We start from the raw sequence: 22,350 nt of genomic DNA, 5'->3' as shown, positions 1-22,350 counted from the left end.
TCAAACATCATCACGCTGGCGGATACACCAGCAAGGTTGCCCGAAACTAGGCATGCCGGCAGCAGGCACCTGCTCTGCTGGCTTCTGATCCGATCTTGCGGGCTCATGAGGAATTCCCCACCAGAATCTATATAGCACTGCGGAATCCCGAAATTGGTTGCGGCATTGAAATCATTGCCTCTTCCCTCGCCCCGAGCGCTCACGAGGCGCGGCGAATTTCGGGATCCCGAAGCGGGGGAATTTCGGGATCCCGAAGTGGCGTTTTTTTCTTCCTGCCGACCCGCCCGCGTTTGTCGGCGGCAAGCTTGCGGTCGATCTCCGACCACTTCCGGCACCTCTCCGCCGTGCACCGCCGCCAATCGTTCGTGGGCGGTGCGCCTTCATGGTCACCGACAAAGGTCAGCGTGAAGAGGTTCGGATGCGCGACACCGCTGCCCGCCCGGCCGCGGCGAACCTTGATGAGGCCCTTATAGTCCAGCTCGTCGAGGGCATCTGCCACGTATTCGCCGGTGACTCCGTAGGAGACGAACTGCGGATGGGTCACGACAAGCCTGCCATTTGCCAGGGCGGCGTGGGCGGTATGCTCGATGATGATGCGGAAGAAGGCGCGGCTGGCATTCGCGCTCAGCGACGTGAACGCCGCCGATTCCAGCAGCTGAATCGTCAGCCATTGCCAGCGAAGGCTGCTGTCGTCGCTCCCGCTTGGCGGCGCGGTATGTTTGCGCACAAGCGATCGCGTCTTGCCGGCACGGGTTCGGCTCTTGTCGCGAGGATTGAATTCCGCCATCAGCCCCTCGCCTCGGCTGCCAGCACGTCCTTCCGAGAAACGACAGAAGAACTCGTTTTTTCAGGCGTGCGGAGGGAAAGCCCCACCCAAGCACCCACATCACCAATCACTGCAAAATTCTTCGACATTCAACATTCCATGGTTGCAACGGTGAGCAATCTAGCGTAAGAACGTTTCATGAACTAGGAAAATAATCTTAGGCGGTTTTGAGATCACCTGACGACGGGTAATTGCGTGGAGGCCAGAATGCGAAAGAGCGGCATGAGGGAGATGGGCGCGATGGTCTACGGCCAGCGGCTGATGGCATTGATTTCAATCTTGCTGGGAAGCGCCGTCCAGGCTTTTCCCTGCGATCAGCCAATTATGATATCGAATTGGTCGCTCTGTGCGATCGCCAATGTGAGCGACGAGGGTGGTCAGGCTGATTGGAAAGCCGTGCCTGCATGGACTCGTCAGAAAGCTATAAGCGCGTATTTCGGAAACGAGCCGCGGCTGCTGGCAAACCACGGACTCTGCAACGCCAAGTTTCAACGCGTCGTGCTCTGCCTGCCAGGATGGGACATGGGCGACCCGGATGAGTGCTCCTATCTGATTTGCAGCGGCTATTACTCATCCATGTCCGGAAAGAAAGACCGGGAGGACTTTGAGAAAGAGTTCAACTAGGTGATCTTTCGATACTTTTTGCTTTCCTGCATTGGGATTGAGAATCTAGCGGCGAATAGAAGCGGCTGCCGGAAAATAGGCGAGCCGAATATGCCGATGTTTCATAAGCAGCTCACTGCTCGATAAAACATCGTGTTCAGGCGGCCACCTCGCCATGCCGAATGAATTGTCTTATGTGAGCAGGCGGCGGAGAATACGCAGTGGAGATCCTGCAATCATGCAAACCCTATGGAAGAAGCCGGTGACGCTGGCCCTTGAAGGCCCGGATCAGTGGGTGGTCATCCAGACGACCCAGGCCGCAACATGGGCGCTGATCGAAGACTGGCCGACCGAAGTGGGCCCTGCGCTCGACAGAGCGTGTGCGGTTTGCGCCGATGTCATATCTGGGAAACGGAGCCGGGAAGAGGCGCGGCAGGCGTTCATCGAAGCTGCGATCGAAGCCGGGATCCCTATTAAGGAATGAGGCGACGCGCCCCGGTCTAGCATTCCCGCGGCCAACCTTCCCGCCGCTTCGAGCGCATTCCCGGAAAGGCCGCCGAAGCGCACGCGCAACAGATGGTCAATGTCCACTACTGCAGCGCGCCGATGAACTGCGACGGGATCAGGCCAGCAGAGCAATTCCTCGGCTTGGCCGGGTCGTGAAAAGCACGTGGGTGCGGCTGAAATGATTTAGGCCTGCCAGGCACTTTCGCACTGGACAGGCCCGCAAGCCCTTTCGGGAGGTTTCTGTTGCGTCGATGCGCGGAAGCCGATCAAAGTTTGTGATGGTTGACGAGATAGACCGCTGTTCCGGCGATGATCAATCCGGCGACGGGCATCAGCAGCAGCGAAATCATTTCCATCGTCGTCATGGCTTCATCCTTTTGAGAACCGTGCTTGCCGAGTAATGTAATGTACATGCGGTCAAAAAACAAACGATGCTGACCAGCATCAGGAAAAGGGTCGGGCCGCCGGAATTATACAGGCTGGAAAAGACAGGGGCCAGGCCGCCGACCGCAAACACCGATGCCGTTCAGGAAGGTCGCAAGCAGTTTCAGCCGCTCATTGTGAATGGTCCCCGATCTCACTGTGCTCTCCAACTGGAAATCCTGCGCGGTGGGGCTTTGAGCGAAACCGGAGGCGACGCCGAGTGGGAAAGCCGTCCCGAAGTGGACCCGAAGCAAAGACCTTAGGCCATGGTTCATGGACGATCCGCGCCTACTCGCCAATCATGTTGTGTAACGCTAAATTCCATAGGATCGTGCTTTGTGCGCCGGGATGGCAGGAGAGCGACGATAAGGACGCTTTCTAGTACGCGATTTGCAGCGGCTACGAGGCGTCGAGACATGATTGACTGATGATGGCACGCAGCTCGGTAATATTGCATGAGCGCGCTCTTATTTTGCACAGCCGCAGCGGCTCGCCCCCCAGCGCTAACCCCTCATCGTCCCGTGCAACAGACCCTGCGAACGAAAGCGTTGCCCCAGGTAGCAATGGCATCATCTGGAATTGATCCGCTGGCCTTTAGTTTGGTCAACAGCGCTTCGGCTCCATCGGGATCGAACGTTCGGTCCAACGTGATAGCAAACCAGCCGTTGCTTGCAAGAAAGGCCGTAAGCGGTAACGGAGAGCCGCGAACATATTGCTCGGTTTGCGCGTAGTTATCGAAACTCTTCACCTGTACAAACTGCGTGCCGTACGGGCCAGCGCCGTATTCCGCGACCCAAACCCAAGAGTGGAACATGTAGCCGACCCTATTGCCGACCTTGACGTGGAACCATTTACCTGTGTCGTCAAGAATGGTCAGTGGGCTGCCGTTCATGAAAGTCACAAGGGTTCGCGACGCCGAGGAGGGGGCGGCCTTGAGGGGAGCCTGTCCGTTGTAATTCTGGACGCGACCGTTCTTAGCGGTGGGGATAGTGAACGACGGCGGCGGCTCTACAGCGGGTGGTGGCAAGCTTGCTTGCGCGCCTGGAGGCTGAGGCGCGGTTGGGGGCAGAACTGGCGGTGATATGTTCGGAGGGGGCATGGAGGCCCTTTGAGGGTCTTGGCCTGCACTAGGCTGCGTACCCGTCATAGTCAGATGGTATTTCTCCATCTCGCTACCGGAAAGGTATCGAATGTCATCGCTGTTATACGTAAGAGCAAGCTGAAGTAGAGCTGGATCGACGCCCATCTCCGTCATGTAGGCTATCACAATAGCTGTCATTTGTTGGATGGCCGAAACCGCATCGGCAACATTAAGTGTGGGGTCCTCAGAAAACGAGGATTTATGCACCCCGATGGAACCCGGCTGAGCCAAACGCAATATGCCCCCCATAAAGGCAAGCGAACAGGCCGACGCGCATTCCATGTTGCGTATCTGTATGGTGTCGAGGCGCAAAGATCGAATGAGCCGACCAAGCTCCATTGCTTTCACCACGCTTCCGCCGGGAGAGTTGAACGTTACGGCCTGCGTGTTGCTGATTTGGATCGAGGCGACGAACTTGGAAAGGTCATCCGTGGTCTCAAACTCACCGTTCACAACGAGGTAGCGGAGGCCGTTGTCGGTCACCTGGGCCGTGTAAGATAGTGCCGCCAACGCGGTATTAGCGCTTAACGTCAACAAGCCAAGCACTGCGACCCACGCGGCGCCTTTGTATTTCGCCCAACGCAAACTCAGCATAGCACGCAAGACCCCAACTGCCCCCAAGCATAGTGGGACATTGGCACGCATTCCACAAGGTGGGTGTACTAACCAATTGGAATGATCGTTAAGCGCGAACCAAGCACGCAACCGCGATATGCCCATCCCTCGCTCATGTCTTCGACTCCAAGCTGACTGACTTAGCTTTGGGCGGCATCGGTTTGCCACGGAGCCAACTTTCTGATCGGACCTGCCACGCCGATCTTCGCCATAGCCTCACCCAGCGCCCGTAAACCAAATCCAGAGTCATAACTACGGCCCACCCCGCCGCCGCCCGTATGGCTCGTTAAGGCGTCATGAAGCTCTTCCGATAGACCGGCATCTCGGGCCAGGTCCTCGCTCATATCCTTGCGCTTGGCATCGCTAAAATTTGTCGTCTTCAGAGAGACTGTAAGCTCTCGCTTGAAGCGCCCTGGTCGGGATTGATGAGTTCTGAGAAGACAGCGGGAACATTCTTGGGCGCTGGCTTTCCGGCAAACTCCTGAGGAAGCCGCTTGCGAAACTCATAGATGCCTGAAGTCCGTCTCTGCATGTAGCTGAGCCCTGCCATCGAGTGTCCACCCTTGTGCGATACCGCTGTGTACTAGCCGGCTGTCGCTAAGGTTTGAAACCTAGATGCTTTTCAGGTTCAATGCATTAGGAAAGGAATGGCGCACCCGAAGAGATTCGAACTCCTGACCCCCAGATTCGTAGTCTGGTGCTCTATCCAGCTGAGCTACGGGTGCGTGGCAGAAGCGGCGGTGCCGCTTGCGTGGGCGATCCTCTAAAGGGTCCTTTCGGACATTGCAAGAGCATTTCTGAAAAAATCGCGTCTTTGCCTGTAAGGGCCGCGCTCCGGCGAAATCGCGTCACTTCTCACCCTGCGTCCGATTGCGGTAATCGTCCAGCGAAACCGGACGATCGGGGATCTCGATGCGGAACTGGGTGCCGACCGTCGGCTTTTCCACCAGCGCAATCGTCCCGCCATGGGCGAGCACCAGTTCGCGGGCGATGGTCAGGCCGAGGCCGGTGCCGCCGGAACGGGCCGAGCCGCGGAAGGCGGCAAAGAGGTTCTGGCGCGCCTTCAGCGGCATGCCGGGGCCGGTATCGTCCACCGTGATGCTGACGACGCTGCCGACACGCTGGGCGGAGACGGTGATGCGCCGGATGGTCCCGGGGCCGCCCTCGCCCGGTGAAGTCAGCGCCTGCAGGGCGTTGCGGCAAAGATTGTGAATGACCCGGAACAGCTGCTCGCCATCGGCATCGACCTCGAGATCGGCAGCGAACTGTTCGACAAACTCGATGCCACTTTGCGGATCGATCGCCAGCATATCCTTGACGTCCTGAGTCAGTCCCAGCAGCCGAACATGGCGGCGGCGCGGCGCCGATTCGCTCGCCTTGCCGTAGGACAGCACCTCCGTCGTATAACCGACGGCGCGGTCGATGGTGCGCAGCAGCTTCGGCGCGAAGCTCTTGACCATCGGATCATCGACATCGACGAGCCGGTCCGACATCAGCTGCGCGGAAGCCAATATGTTGCGCATATCGTGATTAATCTTGGAAACGGCGAGGCCAAGAGCGGCAAGGTTTTTTTGCTGCTTCAGCGTCTTCTGCAGCTCCATCTGCATCGAGGTGAGATTGCGGCCGGCCACCGCCAGCTCGTCACGGCCGCCGTCACCGATATAGATATGGGCCGGATTCTCGGGATCGGAGGAGAATTGCTGCATGCTGCCGGTCAGCCGGCGAATCGGGCCGATCAGAATGCGGTTGATCGCAAAGAAGATCAGCGTCGCCGTGAAGAGCGAGATCAGTACCGAAAGCAGCAGCACGTTGCGGGAATAGGCGAACATCGCCGTGCGCAGCGGCCGATCCTTCATCACCACCTCGACGCCGACCTTGTTTTCACCGACCGGGCCGTAGACGCGGATCATCCTGCTGCCGCCGAAAATCAAGGTGTCGAGAGCGTCGCGGATCGCCGTCAGCGGCGGCACGTCGGTGAGGTCGTAGGATTCGTCGACGGAGGTCGGCATGTCGGTCGTTGCCAGCAGCCGCGAAGTGCCTTCCTTGCGCAGCACGATCGCCTTGGTGCCGGTCGCTTCCAGCGTCTCCTTCTGCAGGGCGCGCGGCAGCTCGATCGGCTGCAGCCCGTCGATGACGATGGCGGCGGCGGCGGCCGTGTTCAGCCTGTCCTGCAGCCAGCGCATCCGCATGCTGGCGACGGAGGGAAAGAAAATCAGGATCTCGGCGAGCATGATGAAGACGACGGTGAGCCAGAGCAGCTTGCCCGAAAGCCCGCCGAACAAGCCGGACGGGCACCGCCCCTTGGCAGCCTCGCCGGCTGCCGGGATGTCAGCCGAAGGATCTTTGCCCTGGTCTCGAACCGGCATGGTCATCTCGCCCGATCGGCAGCGCTCGCCGCCCTCACCGATGGGTTCTATATTAGACCAAGACGCTCCGCTTTCAAATCTTTGCGAGCAGCGTCGCTTCGTCACAACAAAACGTGCGGAGGAAGCCCCCTCCCCAACCCTTCCCTACAAGGGGGAGGGACTAATTTGCGGCAGCCGCACAGCAAATAGCAGCCTTTCCGCGGATGAAAGGGCGAAGTGGGAAGTGCCGTTGCTACAGGTTGAGCCCCTCCCCTTGTGGGGAGGGGTTTGGGGCGGGGTCTTTGCCCGGCGCGGACCGGGCAGAAAAAACCAACGCCGCCCGGAGGCGGCGTTAAAAGGCGCCTGATCAGTGGCGATCAGAACTCTTCCCAGCTCTGCTCGGCTGCGGCCGCATTGCCGCCGCCGAAGGCGCGGGCGACCTTGGCGATCGCCCGGCGGGCGGGGGAGGCGACCGGCTGCCGGTGCGGCTCGTTGCGAACGAGCGCCACGGGTGCTGCGCCATCCGAAAGCTTGAAGCGGGCGATGAGGTGCACCAGCCCGTTGGCTTCGGCCGAAAGCCTGTGGGTGGCGGCGGAGGTTTCCTCCACCATCGCGGCGTTCTGCTGGGTCACCTGATCCATCTGGTTGACGGCGGTGTTGACCTCCTTGAGGCCGGTCGACTGTTCGACCGCGGCGGTGGCGATCGAATGGATATGGTCGTTGATGGCGATGACGCGGGTGCCGATTTCGGAAAGCGCCTCGCCGGTCGCCTGGACGAGCTTGACGCCGACCTGCACCTCGTCGCCCGACTTGGTGATCAGCGCCTTGATGTCCTTGGCGGCCGTTGCCGAGCGCTGGGCAAGTTCGCGCACTTCCTGGGCGACCACGGCAAAACCCTTGCCGGCCTCACCAGCGCGCGCCGCTTCGACTCCGGCGTTCAGCGCCAGAAGATTGGTCTGGAAGGCGATCTCGTCGATAACGTTGATGATCTGGCTGATCTCGCGCGAGGCCTGCTCGATGCGGCCCATGGCCTCGACGGCATTGCGCACGACGACGCCGGAGCGGCCGGCATTTTCCTTGGCCTCCGACACCATGACGGTGGCTTCATGCGCCCGCTCGGTGGAGTTCTGGACGACGGCGGTGATTTGGTCGAGCGCGGCGGACGTCTGTTCGAGGGCGGCTGCCTGCTGTTCGGTGCGCTTCGACAGGTCGTCGCTGGCATTGCGCAGCTCGGCGGTGTTGCCGTTCATCGCTTCCGTCGTCTCGCGCACTTCGCGCATCGTCGCCTGCAGCGTAACCAAGCTGTTGTTGACGTTCTGCTGCAGCTCGGCGAAGGCGCCCTGGAAGCTGCCATTCATCGTCTGGGTGAGATCGCCTTCGGCAAGGCTTGCGATGACGCGGCGGGTCTCGCCGATGCCGGCGTCGACGCTCGACAGCAGCGTGTTGATGTTGTCGGCGAACTGGTTGAGATTTTCGTCCTGATAATCCTTGTCGATCCGATGGCTGAAATCGCCGGCCGCAGCCGCGGCGACGACGACGGACATGCTCGATTGCAGGTCGTCGCTCTTGGCACGCATCGCCGCTTCCTGGGCGTTCAGACGCTTGATGGCCAGGCCGTTCTCCTTGAAGACGGCGACTGCGGCGGCCATCTCGCCGATTTCGTCCTTGCGGCCGGCAAACGGAACCTCGGCGTCGAAATTGCCGTCGGCGACCTCCTTGATTGCATGGGTGACGCGCTTGATCGGGCGGCTAAGATGGCTGGTGCCGATATAAAAGCCCATGCCAACACCGGCCGCGATGCCGATGCCGGTGATGCTGAGGACGAGCATCAGCACCCAGGAACGGAAGCTCTCGATCTCATCATCGACCGCCTGAAGCGCTGCCTTGTCGGTGGCGACCACCGCGTCGATCTCGGCCTGGAACGCCTTGCGATTGGCGCGGTTGGCCTCATTGTTGCCCTGGGCGCTGGCAGCCTCGGGACCGACTTCGGTGCCGAGCCGAGCCGTTTCCGTGCGGAAAGTGCGAAATTCGGCGGCGCGCGCCACCAGCTTGGCGAAATTGTCCTTTTCGCCTTCGGGTACGAGCGGCGCCCAGCCGGCAATGACCTTATCGATTTCGTCGAGGCCGGCCATCAGGCCCTTGGCGAAGTTCGGCGTATCCTTGATCGATTTTGCGGCATAGATACCGCGCGATTCCATGACAACGGCGGTGACGAAACGGTTGAGGCGTTCGCCGGCATAGGCGCGGGCGGCGGCCTGCTCGTAAGCCGTCAGATTGCGGCTGTATTCACGCATGGCGGATAATGCTGTTGCGCCGATCAGAAGCGCCACCGCGCCCATCACGCAAACCAGCAGATTAATTTTCCCGCGGATCTTCAATGCAATGCCTCCTAGCTACACCACAGCCTGGAAACAACTCCCCCAGCCGATGCGCTGAATATCAGCGAAATTGATTAAAGTTAGATTTCTAATATTTACGATTAAGAGTACAGAACATTGCCGATCCGACCCTCGCCCTTCCATTCAAGCCATTGCAATTTCAAGCGATCGGCCCGATGCGGCGCCAAAGTACAACTTCTCGGCGCGGTTCGAATTTATTAACACCACAATGCGAAAACCGCGGTCGCCGATGGCCGCGCAGTTCAAATGAGCCGATATAATTGACTTTGCCGGGCTTCATCCGTATAAGCCGCCGCACGTCCGGTCACTCAAGCCTTTCATGGCCCGCCCGTTCGAAAAACAACGCTCCTTGCATAATGCAAATTCAAGAAGGGCCGCACTCCGCGGTGTTTAAATAAATGAAGCGTACTTACCAACCATCCAAGCTTGTTCGCAAGCGTCGCCACGGCTTCCGTGCGCGCATGTCCACGAAGGGTGGCCGCAAGGTCATCGCTGCCCGCCGCGCGCAGGGCCGCAAGCGTCTTTCGGCTTAAGGCCGGGTTGCCCGGTAAGAGATGGCGGGCGAATTGACGACCAGTGAGAAGAAATATGCTGTCGGGCGGCTGAAGAGCCGCCCGCAGTTTCTTGCCGTGCGCGAGGGCGAAAAACGCCGCGGCGGTCTCTTCCTGCTCGAAGTCCTCGACCGGAAGGAACCCGACAGCCAAGCCCGCGTCGGTTTTACAGTCACCAAAAAACATGGCAACGCGGTCGAACGGAACCGCATGCGCCGCCGCCTGAAAGAGGCGGTGCGGCTTCATGCGGGATTTGCAATGCAGCCCGGACACGACTATGTGGTTGTCGCGCGCAGGGACGTGCTTGATGCGTCCTTCCAGGAATTGGCCGCGGAGCTGAAGCTTCGCGTGGAAACCAGGCCGAAACACCGGCGCTCCGGAGACGGACGCCCCAGGAACGTATGATGGAAAACAACCGCAATTATTTCATTGCGATCGCTCTCTCGGTGCTGATCGTCCTCGGCTGGCAGTTTCTCTATATGAATCCGCGCATCGAGGCCCAGCGCAAGGCGCAGGAAGCCCAGAAGGCGCAGCAGCAGACCGAGCAGGTCCAGCAGCCTACCGCCGGCGCGACGCCGGCTCCGACCAGCGGTGCAGCCCCTTCCGGCCAGGCCGTCGCAACGGCGACCCTTGAGCAGGCGCTCGCAAAGACCCCGCGTGTTGTCATCGACACTCCTGCCCTTTCCGGCTCGATCAACCTTGCCGGCGCCCGGCTCGACGACCTGAAGCTCAAGGGCTACCACGAGACCGTCGACGATTCGAGCCCGATCATCACCCTGTTCAGCCCGGCCGAAACCAAGGACGGCTACTTCACCGAGCTCGGCTATATCGGCAGCGATGCCACCGGCAGCGTTCCCGGCGCCTCGACGCTGTGGACGGCGCCGGAGGGCGCCAAGCTCACCGAGAAGACGCCGGTGACGCTCAGCTATACCAACGACAAGGGCCTGACCTTTACCCGCACGATTTCCGTCGACGAACGCTACATGTTCACGATCGCCGACAAGGTCGCAAATACCGGCCAGGCGCCCGTCTCGCTCTCCTCCTACGGCCGCGTGACACGGTACAACAAGCCGACGACGCCATCGGCCTATGTCCTGCATGAAGGTTTCATCGGCGTCATCGGCGACGACGGCCTGATTGAAACCAAATACACGGCGGCCGAGAAGGAAGCCGTAACGCCGGCAAAATCCACCGGCGGCTGGCTCGGCATTACCGACAAATACTGGGCTGCAACGATCGTTCCGCCACAGACGTCAGCCTACGAGGCGCGTTTCTCGCATTTTGCCGACGGTCAGCCGCGCTATCAGGCCGACTACAAGGACGATGCCTTTACCGTTGCGCCCGGCCAGTCGATCGAGCTCAAGAACCTGGTCTTCGCCGGCGCCAAGGAAGTGCCCGTCATCGACGGCTATGAGGCCAGCTATTCGATCCCGAAGTTCGACCGCCTGATCGACTGGGGCTGGTTCTATTTCATCACCAAGCCGATGTTCAAGCTGATGGACTTCTTCTTCCGCTTCTTCGGCAATTTCGGTGTCGCGATCCTGTGCACCACCATCGTCGTCAAGGCGCTGTTCTTCCCGCTCGCCAGCAAGCAGTATGCGTCGATGGCGAACATGAAGCGCATGCAGCCGAAGATGGAGGAACTGAAGGCGAAATTCGGCGACGACCGCATGGGGCTCCAACAGGCGACGATGCAGCTCTACAAGGAAGAGAAGATCAATCCGATCGCCGGCTGCTGGCCGGTGGCGCTGCAGATCCCGATCTTCTTCTCGCTCTACAAGGTGATCTACATCACCATCGAAATGCGCCATGCGCCTTTCTTCGGCTGGATCCAGGACCTTTCGGCGCCCGATCCGACGACGATCGTCAACCTGTTCGGCCTGCTGCCCTTCACGGCGCCGACATTCCTGCATCTCGGCGTCTGGCCGCTGATCATGGGCGTCACCATGTTCCTGCAGATGCGCATGAACCCGACGCCGCCCGATCCGACGCAGGCGATGATCTTCAACTGGATGCCGCTGGTGTTCATGTTCATGCTGGCAAGCTTCCCGGCCGGCCTCGTCATCTACTGGGCCTGGAACAACACGCTCTCGGTGATCCAGCAGTCGGTGATCATGAAGCGGCACGGCGTGAAGATCGAACTCTTCGACAATCTGAGGGGTCTGTTCCGACGAAAGACGGCGCCTTCGAAATGATGCCCGCAAGCCCCGCTTCGGCGGGGCTTTTCATTTCCGGCCGCCCCGCGCGCAAGACGCTGGCCGCCTGAAAGCTTGACATCCGCTCGTAAAACCACGAAGCCGACAGTAGACCTAATCCGGAGATTGCCGAGCCCGCATGCCTGAAACCGCAAAGCCGCTCTTCGGCCACCCATGGATCTTCATCCGCGGCGTCCCGTCGCTCAACTTCCTGCCGCCGGAAGGACCGGCTGAAGTCGCCTTCGCCGGACGCTCCAATGTCGGCAAGTCGTCGTTGATCAATGCGCTGGTCGGCCAGAAGGGCCTGGCGCGCACGTCGAACACGCCGGGGCGCACGCAGGAGCTCAACTATTTCGTCCCGGACGGATATTCCGGCGAGGCGGGCGACCTGCCGCCGATGGCGATCGTCGACATGCCGGGCTACGGCTATGCGCAGGCGCCGAAGGAGCAGGTCGACAAATGGACCAAGCTGGTTTTCGATTATCTGCGCGGCCGCGCGACGCTGAAGCGCGTCTACGTGCTGATCGACAGCCGCCACGGCATCAAGAAGAACGACGAGGAGGTGCTTGATCTGCTCGACAAGGCGGCCGTCTCCTACCAGGTAGTGCTGACCAAGACCGACAAGATCAAGGCGCCGGCCGTGCCCAAGCTGCTGGCCGACACGGCGGACAAGATCCGCAAGCGCCCGGCCGCCTATCCCTATCTGCTGTCCACTTCATCCGAAAAAGGTGACGGGCTCGACGATCTGCGCCAGGCGATCGCCGAAACCGTCGGCATCGCAACCTGGAAATAGAGGGGCGCCTCGAAGAGCGCCCCTCTGCCCGCCGATACCGGTGATTTACATTTTCGGCAGCAGCACTTTGTCGACCACATGAATGACGCCGTTCGACTGCTTGACGTCGGCGATGGTCACATGGGCAATGTCGCCGTTTTCGTCGGTCAGCGTGATCTTGCCCATGCTCTCCCTGGCCTTGATCACGCAGCCGCCGACGGTCTTGATGTCGTGCTCGCCGCCATCATCCTTGATCATCTTGGCCACGGTTTTGGCCATAGCGTCCGCGGCCACCACGTGGCAGGTCAGAACCTTGGTCAGCGTCGCCTTGTTTTCCGGCTTCAGCAACGTATCGACGGTGCCCTTGGGCAGGGCGGCGAAGGCCTCGTTGGTCGGCGCAAAGACCGTAAAAGGCCCTTTGCTCTCAAGCGTGCCGACGAGACCGGCCGCCTTGACGGCGGCGACCAGGGTCGTGTGATCCTTGGAATTCATGGCGTTCTCGATGATGTTCTTGCTTTCGAACATCGCAGCGCCGCCGACGACCGGGTTCTTCGCCGCAGCAAAGGCGACAGCGGACAGGGCGGCGGCAAGTGCAAAGCCGCGCAATAAGGACTTGATCATGATCTTCTCCTCTGGCCGGATATTCTTCGCCGGCATCATGCCTGAGCGTCGTCCGGGCAATGCCAACTACGAAGTGATGCGCCGAAGAGTTTCAGAGGAGAGAAATTGATTATGGCCGCTGTACGGTGCCGCTCGCAATCACCGGACCGGTCACCTGCCCGCTCGGCGAGCCGCCGAAAGGCTCGAGGCTGACGGCAAGCGTTGCGCCATCGGCGACATTGTTGCGCAAATCCGCCGGAATGACGAGTTCGCCGCTTTCGCCGGGCTGGAAGATGCCGAGCGATTTCGGCGCGCCGCTGCCCGGCACCAGCCAGAGTTCCAGCGATTTCTCCTCCGGCTTGCCGGCGGCGACCGGCACGATCTTCAGCCGGCCGCTCTGGATCTCGTAGGAGGCGCGGAGATTGATCGCGTTGTTTTGACCCGCAAGTTCGGCCACCAGCGGTGCCGGTCCCTGCGGCTGCGGCACAAGGCCCGAGGCGAAGATGACGGCACTGACGGCGACGACGATGCAGGCGAACGCCAATGAGCGCCAGAAAACCGCCGAATTCCACAGCCCCTGCGAAAAGGATGCGGGTTTTCCGGCATCGCCGAACAGCCGGGACTCGATCTGCTTGAAGGTTTCTCGGCTCGGCGCGACGCCGTCATATTCGTCGTTGAAGGCGGAGAGGTTGGTTTCCCAACGGCTGACGATCGCCGCAAATATCCGATCGTGGCGCATTCGCTCTTCCACCACCCGGCGATCCTGCAGCGACAGGACGCCCAAAACATATTCACCGGCGAGGACCTCGTCGCGGGAGCGGTTTCCCTTGCTTTTGTCGGGCGATGTCATCGTTCCATGCACTCTCTCAGTTTCAAGAGGCTGCGCCTGAGCCAGGTCCGCATCGTGTTCAGCGGAACGCCGAACTGATCCGCCAGTTCCTGATAGCTCAGCCCTTCGACATAAGCCCGTTTCACGGCGACCGCACGATCAGCTTCCAACTCTTCCATGCAGGTGTCAATCCGCCTTCCTTCATCCTTCGTCACCGTCTGTCTTTCCGGGTCGGGTTCGGAATCGGCAAGATCGTAAACGCTGTCGAGTTCGTCGGCGACGGGCTTGCGCGCACGCAGCAGATCGATCGACCGGTTGCGGGCAATTGCGGCCAGCCATGCCGGGGACGGTCCCGAGGCTGCCTGGAAGCTTCGAGCGCGTTGCCAGATGCTGATATAGACTTCCTGCAGGGCCTCCTCGGCCTCCGTGCGGTCCTTCAAGATACGCAGGCAGATTGCGAAAAGTTTCGGTGCGGTCTGGTTGTAGAGGGCAGCGAAGGCCATGCGGTCGCCGAGCGCGACGCGGCCGATCAAGTCCTTGATCTCATCCCCCTGCATGCCGTTCCCCTCTATCGTGCCTCGCTCAGCCAGCGGGTCCAACTCCTCCGGCTTCATGCCACATACGAAAAACTATTGCGTTCTGGATTATTCCCTCTGTCAGAAACTTGCGATAAAAGGCCGCGATCAATTCTGCGGGGTTCCCATGAACGAGTCCGAAAGCGAAATCCAGGCACGTCTTCTCGCCCAGGCGCTGCCCTTCATGCAGCGTTATGAAAACAAGACGATCGTGGTGAAGTACGGCGGCCATGCGATGGGCAATCCCGAGCTCGGCAAGGCCTTTGCCAGCGACATCGCGCTTTTGAAGCAGTCCGGCGTCAACCCGATCGTCGTTCACGGCGGCGGTCCGCAGATCGGCGCCATGCTGACCAAGATGGGCATCGAATCGAAATTCGAAGGCGGCCTTCGCGTCACCGACCAGAAGACGGTCGAGATCGTCGAGATGGTGCTCGCCGGCTCGATCAACAAGGAGATCGTCGCACTGATCAACCAGACCGGCGAATGGGCGATCGGCCTTTGCGGCAAGGACGGCAACATGGTCTTCGCCGAAAAGGCGCGCAAGACCATCAAAGATCCGGATTCCAACATCGAGCGGGTGCTTGATCTCGGCTTCGTCGGCGAAGTGGTCGAAGTCGACCGCACGCTGCTCGATCTGCTCGCTCGCTCCGAGATGATCCCGGTCATCGCGCCGGTGGCGCCGGGCCGCGACGGCGCGACCTATAATATCAACGCCGACACTTTCGCCGGCGCCATTGCCGGCGCGCTGAACGCCACCCGCCTGCTGTTTTTGACCGACGTTCCCGGCGTGCTCGACAAGAAAGGGCAGCTGATCAAGGAGCTTTCCGTCGCCGAAGCGCATGCGCTGATCGCCGACGGCACGATCTCGGGCGGCATGATCCCCAAGGTCGAGACCTGCATCGATGCGATCAAGGCCGGCGTGCAGGGCGTCGTCATCCTGAACGGCAAGACCGCCCATTCCGTCCTGCTCGAGATCTTCACCGAGCACGGCATCGGAACGCTGATCGTTCCCTGATCAAGGCTGCGCTCTTCAACGCACGAGGAGTGCATCTTTCTCACGCCGGCGCATCGCCCGCCCAACTCTTTCCTGCTCCCGTGCTCCATTATCCGACGACCCCGGCGGCATGAGATTTGCCGGGTGCTCAAGCGCGCGCCTTGGGATGGGCGACGGTTGAAGGATGCGGCGCCCAAGCGCAACTTTGGCGCGCCAGCGGGGAGTAAGAGGATGTAGCGCCGATATTCAGGAGAGCCTCACCCTGAGGCGCCCCGCAGGGGCCTCGAAGGGCGGGGCGGGTGCTCGGACGTTTGATGAATGCAAGGAGCGGCGTTGGCGCATGTCCTTCGAGGCTCCGGCCCTCGGCCTGTGGCGGCAGCCGGATGGAGGTTGGAGGATGCCGCGCCGGAGTAGGGATGTTGGAGGACCGCAGTCCATGCGATAACAGGCATTGAAGGGCGCGAAGCGGGTGCGCCGGGCTATGGGTCTCCGCAGAGGATATGGATCATGCGCCTCAATCAGGTGACCGTTACGATGCCCGACCTCGATGCGGGTTGGCATTTCTACTGCGCCCTCGGTCTTCGTCCCATCGTCGATGCGCGTCCCCGGTATGCGCGTTTCGTCTGCCCCGATGGGGACAGCACTTTTTCGCTGCACCAGGGAGAGAAAGGCGGCGGCGGGACGACGGTTTATTTCGAGTGCGAGGATCTGGACGAAACGGTCGCCAGGCTTAGCGCAGCCGGACTTCGGTTCGCGAGCGGGCCGGAGGACAAGAGCTGGCTCTGGCGTGAGGCGGAGCTGTTCGATCCCGGCGGTAACCGCGTCGTTCTTTATTTCGCCGGATCCAACCGCGTCGACCCGCCGTGGCGTGTGGGATGAGGTGGCTCGGCTTCGGGACGAGGTGTGTTGGAGGAAGGCGCGCCGAGGCCCAAGAGAGCCTCACCCTGAGGTGCCCCGCAGGGGCCTCGAAGGGCGGGCGGGTGCGCTGGTAGGCGGGTGGATACGAGGAGCGGAGTTGGAGCGTGTCCTTCGAGGCTCCGGCCTTCGGCCTGCGCGCCTCAGCAACCGTGTTGTTGGGGTTCGCTCCATGGGGTTCGTCTTTTGATAATCGTGTTGATCATGACGATGAATTTCCGCATGGCAGCGACGAGGGCGACCTTGGGTGGTTTGCCGGCATCGCGCAGTCTTTTGTGGAAGGCCTTGATGGCCGGGCTGCAACGGATGGCCGAGAGCGTTGCCATGTAGAGAGCGCATCGGACGGTGGCGCGGCCGCCGGCGATGTGGCGCTGGCCACGCCAGGTGCCGCTGTCGTGGGCGACCGGGGCGACGCCGACGAGGGCTGCGAGCTTCTTGTCGTCGATGGCGCCGAGTTCGGGCAGTTCGGCGATGAGCACGGCGGCGCCGACCTCGCCGATGCCTGGCACGGTCAGCAGCAGGTCGCGGCGTGCGGCCATGTCGGGCTCGGCCTCGATGGCAAGCGCGATGGCGGCATCGACGCGGGCGAGCTGGCTCTTGAGGGCGGCGAGGGTCTCGCCAATCAGCGCGGCGACGGCTTGCGGGGCATGTTCGAGGCGGTTCTTCTCGGCGACCGCCATGTCGATGAGCTGCCGGCGGCGGGCGACGAGGGCAGCAAGCGCGATGCGGCCGTCGTCGATATGGGGGATCTGTGCCGGCCGCATCGCTCTGGCGAAGTGGAGAATGACGCGGGCGTCGACCTGATCGGTCTTGGCCAGCCGCCCGCTGGCCCTGGCGAAATCGCGCACTTGGCGGGGATTGACGACGGCGACGGCAATGCCGGCGGCCATCAGCGTCCTGACGAGCGCCATCTCATAACCGCCGGTGGCTTCGACGACGACCAGCTCGGCGCCGGCTATCGCCGTCGCCAGCGCGGTCCGGCCCGGCGCGTCGTTGTCAAAGCGGCCAACGGCGCTTTTGCCCTCGACGGCCACGTCGAAATGGGCTTTCGAGACATCGATGCCGACCATGAAAGCTTGCGGGATACGCATGGGTGCTCCTCCTTGCAACGCGGGCTCAAGGCCCAATCAACCGTTCGAGCGAAGACATGGCGACGGAGATGCTCGCTGAGGCACGAGTTCAAAACCCAGGGATGAAACGCATCCCCGTCGCGCAACCCCACTATACAGCAACGGCAACGTACAAGGATGAGGGAGGTCGGTGGATGCGGCGCCGGAATAGAGGTGTTGGAAGATACCGTGGCTGTCGATCTTCGCGCGGATCCATCGCCCCCAAGTGACGAATCCTTCCGAGAGGTCGCAAATCGTATAATGAAGCCTTGGCAAGATTTCGAATCGTGCTTTAGGTTGCGGCCCGAAAACTCAACGGGTCGAGCAAAAGATGCGCCTTACAGACTGCTATAACTTCCACGATTTCCGGCGCATGGCCAAACAGCGTCTTCCCGGGCCGATCTTCGACTATATCGATGGTGCCGCCGATGACGAGGTGACGTATCGGCGCAATACCGCGGCCTTCGAAAATTGTGATCTGGTGCCAGACGTTCTCAAGGGCGTGGCCGAGGTCGATATGTCGGTGACGGTCATGGGGCAGAAGCTCGCCATGCCGGTCTATTGCTCGCCGACGGCGCTGCAGCGGCTGTTTCACCACCAGGGGGAACGGGCGGTCGCGGCGGCAGCGGCAAAACACGGCACGATGTTCGGCGTCTCCTCACTCGGCACGATCAGCCTGGAGGAGGCCAGGCAGATCAGCGACGGGCCTCAGGTCTATCAGTTCTATTTCCATAAGGACCGCGGGCTGAACCACGAAATGATGGCGCGGGCGAAAACGGCGGGCGTGCAGGCGATGATGCTGACGGTCGACAGCATCACCGGCGGCAACCGCGAGCGCGACAAGCGCACGGGCTTTGCCATTCCCTTCAAGCTCAATCTCGCCGGCATGATGCAGTTCGCGATCAAGCCGTCCTGGGCGATCGGCTGGATGACGCATGAGGCGTTCCGGCTGCCGCAGCTCGAAAACCACGTCAAGATGGACGGCGGTGCGCTGTCGATCAGCCGCTACTTCACCGAAATGCTCGACCCCTCGATGTCGTGGACCGACGTGGCCGAGATGGTGCAGGCCTGGGGCGGGCAATTTTGCCTGAAGGGCATCATGTCGGTGGAGGACGCCAAGCGCGCGGTCGAGATCGGCTGCACCGGCATCGTGCTGTCCAACCACGGCGGCCGCCAGCTCGACGGTTCGCGCAGCGCTTTCGACCAGTTGGCCGAGATCGTCGATGCCGTCGGCGACCGAATCGACGTGATGATGGATGGCGGCGTGCAGCGGGGAACACATGTTCTGAAAGCGCTGTCGCTGGGGGCAAAGGCGGTCGGGCTCGGCCGCTACTATCTCTTCCCGCTGGCCGCCGCCGGACAGCCCGGCGTCGAACGGGCGCTGGAGACGATCCGCACCGAGATCGAACGCGACATGAAGCTGATGGGCTGCACCTCGGTCGACCAGCTGACGCGGCGCAACCTGCGCTTCCGCTCCTGAGCCGAGCAGGATGTCATTTAAGGGCCGCAGCCCAACATACGGATGCGGCCCTCGCCCACAGCGGCGTCAAAGCAGGCTATAAATCGCCGCCGCCTCCTGTTTCAGCTTTTCCATCATCGACCGGTAGGGCCCCGGGCCATAGCTGATGCGGCCGACGCCGAGCTTTGCCAATGTTTTCACGTCAGGCGCGCCTGCCCGCATCATCACGTTGACGGGCAGCGACGAGGCCGCGCAGATCTTTTCGATCAAGACGGGATCGACCAGGCCGGGAACGAAGAAGCCACTGCCGCCAGCCGCGGCATAGGCCCTGCCCCGCTCGATCGCCTCGTCCACCAGACCGCCATGTTTTGAAAGGTCGCTCTCGGCCAGGAACAGGTCGGTGCGGGCGTTGATGAAGAAAGGCATTCCTTTGCTATCGGTCATGGCGCGAATGGCGCGGATGCGGGCCGCTTGGCTTTCGACGGGATAAAGCCCCTCGCCGGCGACCACGCGATCCTCGAAATTAATGCCGATGACCCCCACATTCATCAGCCTGGCGACATTGGCGGCCGCCCCCTGAGGATCGGCGGAATACGCCCCTTCGAAATCGACCGAAAGCGGCAGGTCGACGGCATCGGTGATGGATTTTGCCGTCTCCACCAGCACCGACATCGGCAGCTTTTCGCCGTCGGCAAAGCCATGGGCGGCGGCAACCGACCAGCTTCCCGTCGCAAGCGCCTTGGCGCCGGCATCGGCGACGGCCTTTGCCGTCCCCGCATCCCAGATATTGTAAAGGACGATCGGGTCGCCCTTCCGGTGAAGCGCGCCGAATGCCTTGGCCTTTTCAGTCTGGTTCATGCTGTCTCCTCCATCCTTGTCTCTGTGCTGATTTTCTCTTCATGGCGCAGCAGCCACTGCTTGCGCCAGAGCCCGCCGCCGTAACCGGTCAGAGAGCCATCGGCGCCGAGGATGCGGTGGCAGGGCACGACGATGGCAAGCTGGTTGGCGCCATTGGCGCGGCCGACCGCACGCACGACCTCCGGTCTTTCCATCTCCCTGGCGAGATCGCCATAGGCGCGCGTCTGCCCGATCGGGATCTCCATCAGCCTTGCCCAGACATGCTTTTCGAAGGGCGTGCCGCCAAGCGCCAGGGGCGTCCTGAAGGTGGTCAGCCGGCCTTCGAAATAATCGCGGATCTCCGCCTCGATCTGATCGATCGCGGGGGTGCGGCCGATCGCGACGGAGGAGCGGACGCGCTTCTGCAGCGCTTCGAGTTCGCTCGGTAGCGCCTTGCGATCGTGAAATTCGAGCAGATGCAGATGTGTCTTGTCGGCGACCGCGATCATCGGTCCGAGCGGCGTGTCGAACCAATCGGCAAAGAGCAGCTCGCGGTTCTGCGAGAGCGCCGGCGCCTTGCCGACCATCCGCTGGAACGCCGACCGGAAGCCGCTCGGAGATTCGTATCCGGCGTCGATCTGGGCATCGATGACACGCGCCCCATCCGCCAGCTGCCGGGCCGCTTCTCCGAGCCTGATATAACGGACGATGTCATGGAAGGTCATGCCGAGCGCCCGATTGAAGGCGCGTCGCACGGTCGAGGGATCATGGCCGCGGCGCACGAGCTCGTCTTCGCTCCAGCGAACATCCTGCTCGCCGTCGAGCGCGGCAAGCAACAGATCGACGATCGGCTCCCTCCCCGGCTGCTCCAGCGGCCTGCAGCGCCGGCAAGGGCGGAACCCGGAATGCATGCAGGCGGCGATCGTCTCGAAGAACAGCGTGTTTTCCCGCTTCGGCTTGCGCGCCGGGCAGGTCAGACGGCAGAAGATGCCCGTCGTCTTCACGCAAACATAGGCCTGGCCCTCGTAATCGGCGCTGCGCGCGACCAGGGCGTCATAGAGCGTATCATCGTCGGGGCGTTCGAAAAGCATGTGCGCTTTCTAACATCCAACGCCTGCCGCGTCCGCCGAAAATCGGGCGTCTATTTTTTCTTGTCGATTTCCTTGGGCGAGCAGCCGTGCCATAAGGGCGGCCATGACCAAGATCGACCGTACGCCTGAAAAAGCCGATTTCGAACACGTGACAGACTGGGTGTTCGACCTCGACAACACCCTCTACCCGCATCACATCAATCTTTTCGCGCAGATCGACAAGAACATGACCGCCTATGTCGCGGCGCTGTTACAGATGGAGCGGGAAGAAGCGCGCAAGCTGCAGAAGCAGTATTATCTCGACCACGGCACGACGCTGCAGGGCCTGATGATCCATCACGGCATCGACCCGAACGATTTCCTCGAAAAGGCGCATGCGATCGACTATTCGGCGCTGACGCCGCAGCCGGAACTCGGCGAAGCGATCAAGAAGCTGCCGGGGCGCAAATTCATCTTCACCAACGGCAGCGTCAAACATGCCGAAATGACCGCCGGAGCGCTCGGCATTCTCGAGCATTTCGACGATATCTTCGACATCGTCGCCGCCGATTACGTGCCGAAGCCGGCGCAGGCGACCTACGACAAGTTTGCGGTGCTGAAGCGCGTCGAAACGAACAAGGCGGCGATGTTCGAGGATCTGCCGCGCAATCTGACGGTGCCGAAGGCCCTCGGCATGCAGACCGTGCTGCTGGTGCCGCGCAATCTGGAAGAGACCGTCGTCGAATGGTGGGAAAAGACCAGCGGCGACGAGGATCACATCGATTTCGTCACCGATGACCTCGTTGCATTTCTCGGCAAGGTGACCAGATCCGGCGGCTGACCGCCAGGTTACGAAAGTTTCACCCAGCTTACCGATGTTTAACTGGGTCAATGAGGCCTGCTGCCGTAGCTTCTTTCGTGAGGGGACACCTTACGAAAGGGAAACACGATGTACCGCAACAAGCTGATACTGGCAGCGCTCTCCTCCGTCCTTATCTTCGGCGCCGCAGCCGGGGCAAGCTTTGCCGCACCGGGCGACGGGCCGCGCCCGCATCATGCCGGCATGGACCGCCCGGGTCCGGCTGGCTTCCGCGAAGTCACCTATGTCAGAATGCTCAAGCAGTTCGACACCAACAAGGACGGTCAGATCTCCAAGGAAGAGGCAACCGCCGGTCTCGACAAGATCTTTGCTGCGATCGACACCGATAATGACGGTTCGTTGACACCCGGCGAAATCCGCCAGTACCGGGAAACGCAGATGAAGGCGATGAAGGATGAGCGCAAGCAGGAGGTCGGCGAGAATGACGACGTCAATGCCGTGCCCGACCTGCTGGACAATGACGATCAGGGACGGCCGCCGCGCGAAGATCATGAAGGCCGCGACGGACGTCACTGGATGCGCCATGGCGGCAATTTCATGCGCGCCTCGATGATGATGCGCCGCGTCGATACCGACGAGAACGGCCAGATCTCCAAACAGGAAGCCTCCGCCGCCCTCGACAAGCTGTTTGCGCGGATGGACAGCAACAAGGATGGGGTCATCTCGATCGACGACATGCCGGACCGGCCGCTACTGTAAGGGCGG

21 protein-coding genes and 1 tRNA gene are annotated in these 22,350 nt (G+C 61.4%); 11 read left to right on the top strand and 11 right to left on the bottom strand.

The window, feature by feature from the left end; genetic code table 11:
- Positions 1-199: 199 nt before the first annotated feature.
- Positions 200-787 carry a hypothetical protein gene (locus Tal182_RS02470; RefSeq protein WP_085857955.1) on the bottom strand — a complete coding sequence of 196 codons (588 nt, stop codon included), beginning with the start codon at positions 785-787 and terminating at the stop codon, positions 200-202.
- Between the two features lie 246 nt (positions 788-1,033).
- Between Tal182_RS02470 and Tal182_RS02465 the strand changes: the two genes are divergently transcribed.
- Positions 1,034-1,450, top strand: coding sequence for a hypothetical protein (locus Tal182_RS02465; protein WP_064800488.1), 417 nt, complete (start codon positions 1,034-1,036; stop codon positions 1,448-1,450).
- 217 nt (positions 1,451-1,667) lie between these two features.
- Positions 1,668-1,913, top strand: a complete 246-nt coding sequence (locus Tal182_RS02460; RefSeq protein ID WP_085857954.1) for a DUF982 domain-containing protein — start codon at positions 1,668-1,670, stop codon at positions 1,911-1,913.
- Positions 1,914-2,870: 957 nt separating this feature from the next.
- On the opposite strand, the gene Tal182_RS02455 is transcribed toward Tal182_RS02460, so the two are convergent.
- The 4 genes from Tal182_RS02455 to Tal182_RS02435 all read right to left on the bottom strand — a co-directional run bounded on the left by Tal182_RS02455 (position 2,871) and on the right by Tal182_RS02435 (position 8,838).
- Positions 2,871-4,094 carry an SH3 domain-containing protein gene (locus Tal182_RS02455; protein WP_097585771.1) on the bottom strand — a complete coding sequence of 408 codons (1,224 nt, stop codon included), beginning with the start codon at positions 4,092-4,094 and terminating at the stop codon, positions 2,871-2,873.
- 669 nt (positions 4,095-4,763) lie between these two features.
- Positions 4,764-4,840: transfer RNA gene (locus tag Tal182_RS02445), tRNA-Arg, on the bottom strand.
- 123 nt (positions 4,841-4,963) lie between these two features.
- A complete protein-coding gene (locus tag Tal182_RS02440) occupies positions 4,964-6,481 on the bottom strand; it encodes a HAMP domain-containing sensor histidine kinase (RefSeq protein WP_064805866.1) in 1,518 nt (505 codons plus the stop codon).
- A 356-nt stretch (positions 6,482-6,837) separates the two neighbouring features.
- Positions 6,838-8,838, bottom strand: coding sequence for a methyl-accepting chemotaxis protein (locus Tal182_RS02435; RefSeq protein WP_085857951.1), 2,001 nt, complete (start codon positions 8,836-8,838; stop codon positions 6,838-6,840).
- Positions 8,839-9,257: 419 nt separating this feature from the next.
- Here Tal182_RS02435 and rpmH point away from each other — a divergent pair, with 419 nt between their 5' ends.
- From rpmH to yihA, 4 genes are all read left to right on the top strand, one after another.
- Entirely contained in the window at positions 9,258-9,392 is a 135-nt protein-coding gene (gene rpmH / locus Tal182_RS02430) for a 50S ribosomal protein L34 (protein WP_008524438.1), read from the top strand.
- Positions 9,393-9,413: 21 nt separating this feature from the next.
- Positions 9,414-9,815, top strand: coding sequence for a ribonuclease P protein component (gene rnpA / locus Tal182_RS02425; RefSeq protein WP_004673114.1), 402 nt, complete (start codon positions 9,414-9,416; stop codon positions 9,813-9,815).
- Complete coding sequence (gene yidC, locus Tal182_RS02420) at positions 9,815-11,605, top strand: membrane protein insertase YidC (protein WP_085857950.1); 1,791 nt, start codon at positions 9,815-9,817, stop codon at positions 11,603-11,605. The genes rnpA and yidC overlap by 1 nt, the downstream gene beginning before the upstream one ends.
- 139 nt (positions 11,606-11,744) lie before the next feature.
- On the top strand, positions 11,745-12,398 hold the full coding sequence (yihA, locus tag Tal182_RS02415) for a ribosome biogenesis GTP-binding protein YihA/YsxC (RefSeq protein ID WP_064800483.1): 654 nt from the start codon (positions 11,745-11,747) through the stop codon (positions 12,396-12,398).
- 45 nt (positions 12,399-12,443) lie between these two features.
- Here yihA and Tal182_RS02410 read toward each other — a convergent pair whose 3' ends face one another.
- From Tal182_RS02410 to Tal182_RS02400, 3 genes are all read right to left on the bottom strand, one after another.
- A complete protein-coding gene (locus Tal182_RS02410) occupies positions 12,444-12,998 on the bottom strand; it encodes a fasciclin domain-containing protein (RefSeq protein WP_085860778.1) in 555 nt (184 codons plus the stop codon).
- A gap of 109 nt (positions 12,999-13,107) precedes the next feature.
- Positions 13,108-13,827 (bottom strand): anti-sigma factor, encoded by a 720-nt coding sequence (locus Tal182_RS02405; protein WP_064800482.1) that lies wholly within the window; start codon positions 13,825-13,827, stop codon positions 13,108-13,110.
- On the bottom strand, positions 13,824-14,363 hold the full coding sequence (locus tag Tal182_RS02400) for a sigma-70 family RNA polymerase sigma factor (protein WP_085857949.1): 540 nt from the start codon (positions 14,361-14,363) through the stop codon (positions 13,824-13,826). The genes Tal182_RS02405 and Tal182_RS02400 overlap by 4 nt, the downstream gene beginning before the upstream one ends.
- Before the next feature lie 145 nt (positions 14,364-14,508).
- Here Tal182_RS02400 and argB point away from each other — a divergent pair, with 145 nt between their 5' ends.
- Positions 14,509-15,396: an acetylglutamate kinase gene (gene argB, locus Tal182_RS02395; RefSeq protein WP_011423809.1), complete on the top strand. Its 888-nt coding sequence runs from the start codon at positions 14,509-14,511 to the stop codon at positions 15,394-15,396.
- Positions 15,397-15,882: 486 nt separating this feature from the next.
- Complete coding sequence (locus tag Tal182_RS02385; protein ID WP_085857948.1) at positions 15,883-16,254, top strand: VOC family protein; 372 nt, start codon at positions 15,883-15,885, stop codon at positions 16,252-16,254.
- Between the two features lie 179 nt (positions 16,255-16,433).
- Here Tal182_RS02385 and Tal182_RS02380 read toward each other — a convergent pair whose 3' ends face one another.
- Complete coding sequence (locus Tal182_RS02380; protein WP_085857947.1) at positions 16,434-17,381, bottom strand: IS110 family transposase; 948 nt, start codon at positions 17,379-17,381, stop codon at positions 16,434-16,436.
- Between the two features lie 349 nt (positions 17,382-17,730).
- Between Tal182_RS02380 and Tal182_RS02375 the strand changes: the two genes are divergently transcribed.
- Complete coding sequence (locus Tal182_RS02375; protein ID WP_085857946.1) at positions 17,731-18,879, top strand: alpha-hydroxy acid oxidase; 1,149 nt, start codon at positions 17,731-17,733, stop codon at positions 18,877-18,879.
- Positions 18,880-18,945: 66 nt separating this feature from the next.
- Here the strand turns inward: Tal182_RS02375 and Tal182_RS02370 are convergent, their stop codons facing one another.
- Complete coding sequence (locus tag Tal182_RS02370; RefSeq protein ID WP_085857945.1) at positions 18,946-19,716, bottom strand: isocitrate lyase/phosphoenolpyruvate mutase family protein; 771 nt, start codon at positions 19,714-19,716, stop codon at positions 18,946-18,948.
- Entirely contained in the window at positions 19,713-20,786 is a 1,074-nt protein-coding gene (locus Tal182_RS02365) for a trifunctional transcriptional activator/DNA repair protein Ada/methylated-DNA--[protein]-cysteine S-methyltransferase (protein ID WP_085857944.1), read from the bottom strand. The genes Tal182_RS02370 and Tal182_RS02365 overlap by 4 nt, the downstream gene beginning before the upstream one ends.
- A gap of 103 nt (positions 20,787-20,889) precedes the next feature.
- On the opposite strand from Tal182_RS02365, the gene Tal182_RS02360 reads away from it, so the two are divergent.
- Positions 20,890-21,606: a pyrimidine 5'-nucleotidase gene (locus tag Tal182_RS02360; RefSeq protein WP_064800476.1), complete on the top strand. Its 717-nt coding sequence runs from the start codon at positions 20,890-20,892 to the stop codon at positions 21,604-21,606.
- Positions 21,607-21,714: 108 nt separating this feature from the next.
- Positions 21,715-22,344 (top strand): EF-hand domain-containing protein, encoded by a 630-nt coding sequence (locus tag Tal182_RS02355; RefSeq protein WP_085857943.1) that lies wholly within the window; start codon positions 21,715-21,717, stop codon positions 22,342-22,344.
- Positions 22,345-22,350: the final 6 nt, after the last annotated feature.

Source organism: Rhizobium sp. TAL182, assembly GCF_002117725.1.
GTDB classification, from domain to species: Bacteria; Pseudomonadota; Alphaproteobacteria; order Rhizobiales; family Rhizobiaceae; genus Rhizobium; species Rhizobium esperanzae.
This window is presented reverse-complemented; position numbering and strand designations above follow the sequence as displayed.

Bases quoted from the DNA above. Each gene is read 5' to 3' on its own strand.
- Tal182_RS02360 (WP_064800476.1), top strand. From the start codon at position 20,890: ATGACCAAGATCGACCGTACGCCTGAAAAAGCCGATTTCGAACACGTG.
- Tal182_RS02380 (WP_085857947.1), bottom strand. From the start codon at position 17,381: ATGCGTATCCCGCAAGCTTTCATGGTCGGCATCGATGTCTCGAAAGCC.
- Tal182_RS02410 (WP_085860778.1), bottom strand. From the start codon at position 12,998: ATGATCAAGTCCTTATTGCGCGGCTTTGCACTTGCCGCCGCCCTGTCC.
- rpmH (WP_008524438.1), top strand. From the start codon at position 9,258: ATGAAGCGTACTTACCAACCATCCAAGCTTGTTCGCAAGCGTCGCCAC.
- Tal182_RS02385 (WP_085857948.1), top strand. From the start codon at position 15,883: ATGCGCCTCAATCAGGTGACCGTTACGATGCCCGACCTCGATGCGGGT.
- Tal182_RS02465 (WP_064800488.1), top strand. From the start codon at position 1,034: ATGCGAAAGAGCGGCATGAGGGAGATGGGCGCGATGGTCTACGGCCAG.
- Tal182_RS02470 (WP_085857955.1), bottom strand. From the start codon at position 787: ATGGCGGAATTCAATCCTCGCGACAAGAGCCGAACCCGTGCCGGCAAG.
- Tal182_RS02440 (WP_064805866.1), bottom strand. From the start codon at position 6,481: ATGCCGGTTCGAGACCAGGGCAAAGATCCTTCGGCTGACATCCCGGCA.
- Tal182_RS02370 (WP_085857945.1), bottom strand. From the start codon at position 19,716: ATGAACCAGACTGAAAAGGCCAAGGCATTCGGCGCGCTTCACCGGAAG.
- argB (WP_011423809.1), top strand. From the start codon at position 14,509: ATGAACGAGTCCGAAAGCGAAATCCAGGCACGTCTTCTCGCCCAGGCG.
- rnpA (WP_004673114.1), top strand. From the start codon at position 9,414: ATGGCGGGCGAATTGACGACCAGTGAGAAGAAATATGCTGTCGGGCGG.
- Tal182_RS02405 (WP_064800482.1), bottom strand. From the start codon at position 13,827: ATGACATCGCCCGACAAAAGCAAGGGAAACCGCTCCCGCGACGAGGTC.
- Tal182_RS02400 (WP_085857949.1), bottom strand. From the start codon at position 14,363: ATGCAGGGGGATGAGATCAAGGACTTGATCGGCCGCGTCGCGCTCGGC.
- yihA (WP_064800483.1), top strand. From the start codon at position 11,745: ATGCCTGAAACCGCAAAGCCGCTCTTCGGCCACCCATGGATCTTCATC.
- Tal182_RS02460 (WP_085857954.1), top strand. From the start codon at position 1,668: ATGCAAACCCTATGGAAGAAGCCGGTGACGCTGGCCCTTGAAGGCCCG.
- Tal182_RS02375 (WP_085857946.1), top strand. From the start codon at position 17,731: ATGCGCCTTACAGACTGCTATAACTTCCACGATTTCCGGCGCATGGCC.
- Tal182_RS02365 (WP_085857944.1), bottom strand. From the start codon at position 20,786: ATGCTTTTCGAACGCCCCGACGATGATACGCTCTATGACGCCCTGGTC.
- Tal182_RS02355 (WP_085857943.1), top strand. From the start codon at position 21,715: ATGTACCGCAACAAGCTGATACTGGCAGCGCTCTCCTCCGTCCTTATC.
- Tal182_RS02455 (WP_097585771.1), bottom strand. From the start codon at position 4,094: ATGCTGAGTTTGCGTTGGGCGAAATACAAAGGCGCCGCGTGGGTCGCA.
- yidC (WP_085857950.1), top strand. From the start codon at position 9,815: ATGGAAAACAACCGCAATTATTTCATTGCGATCGCTCTCTCGGTGCTG.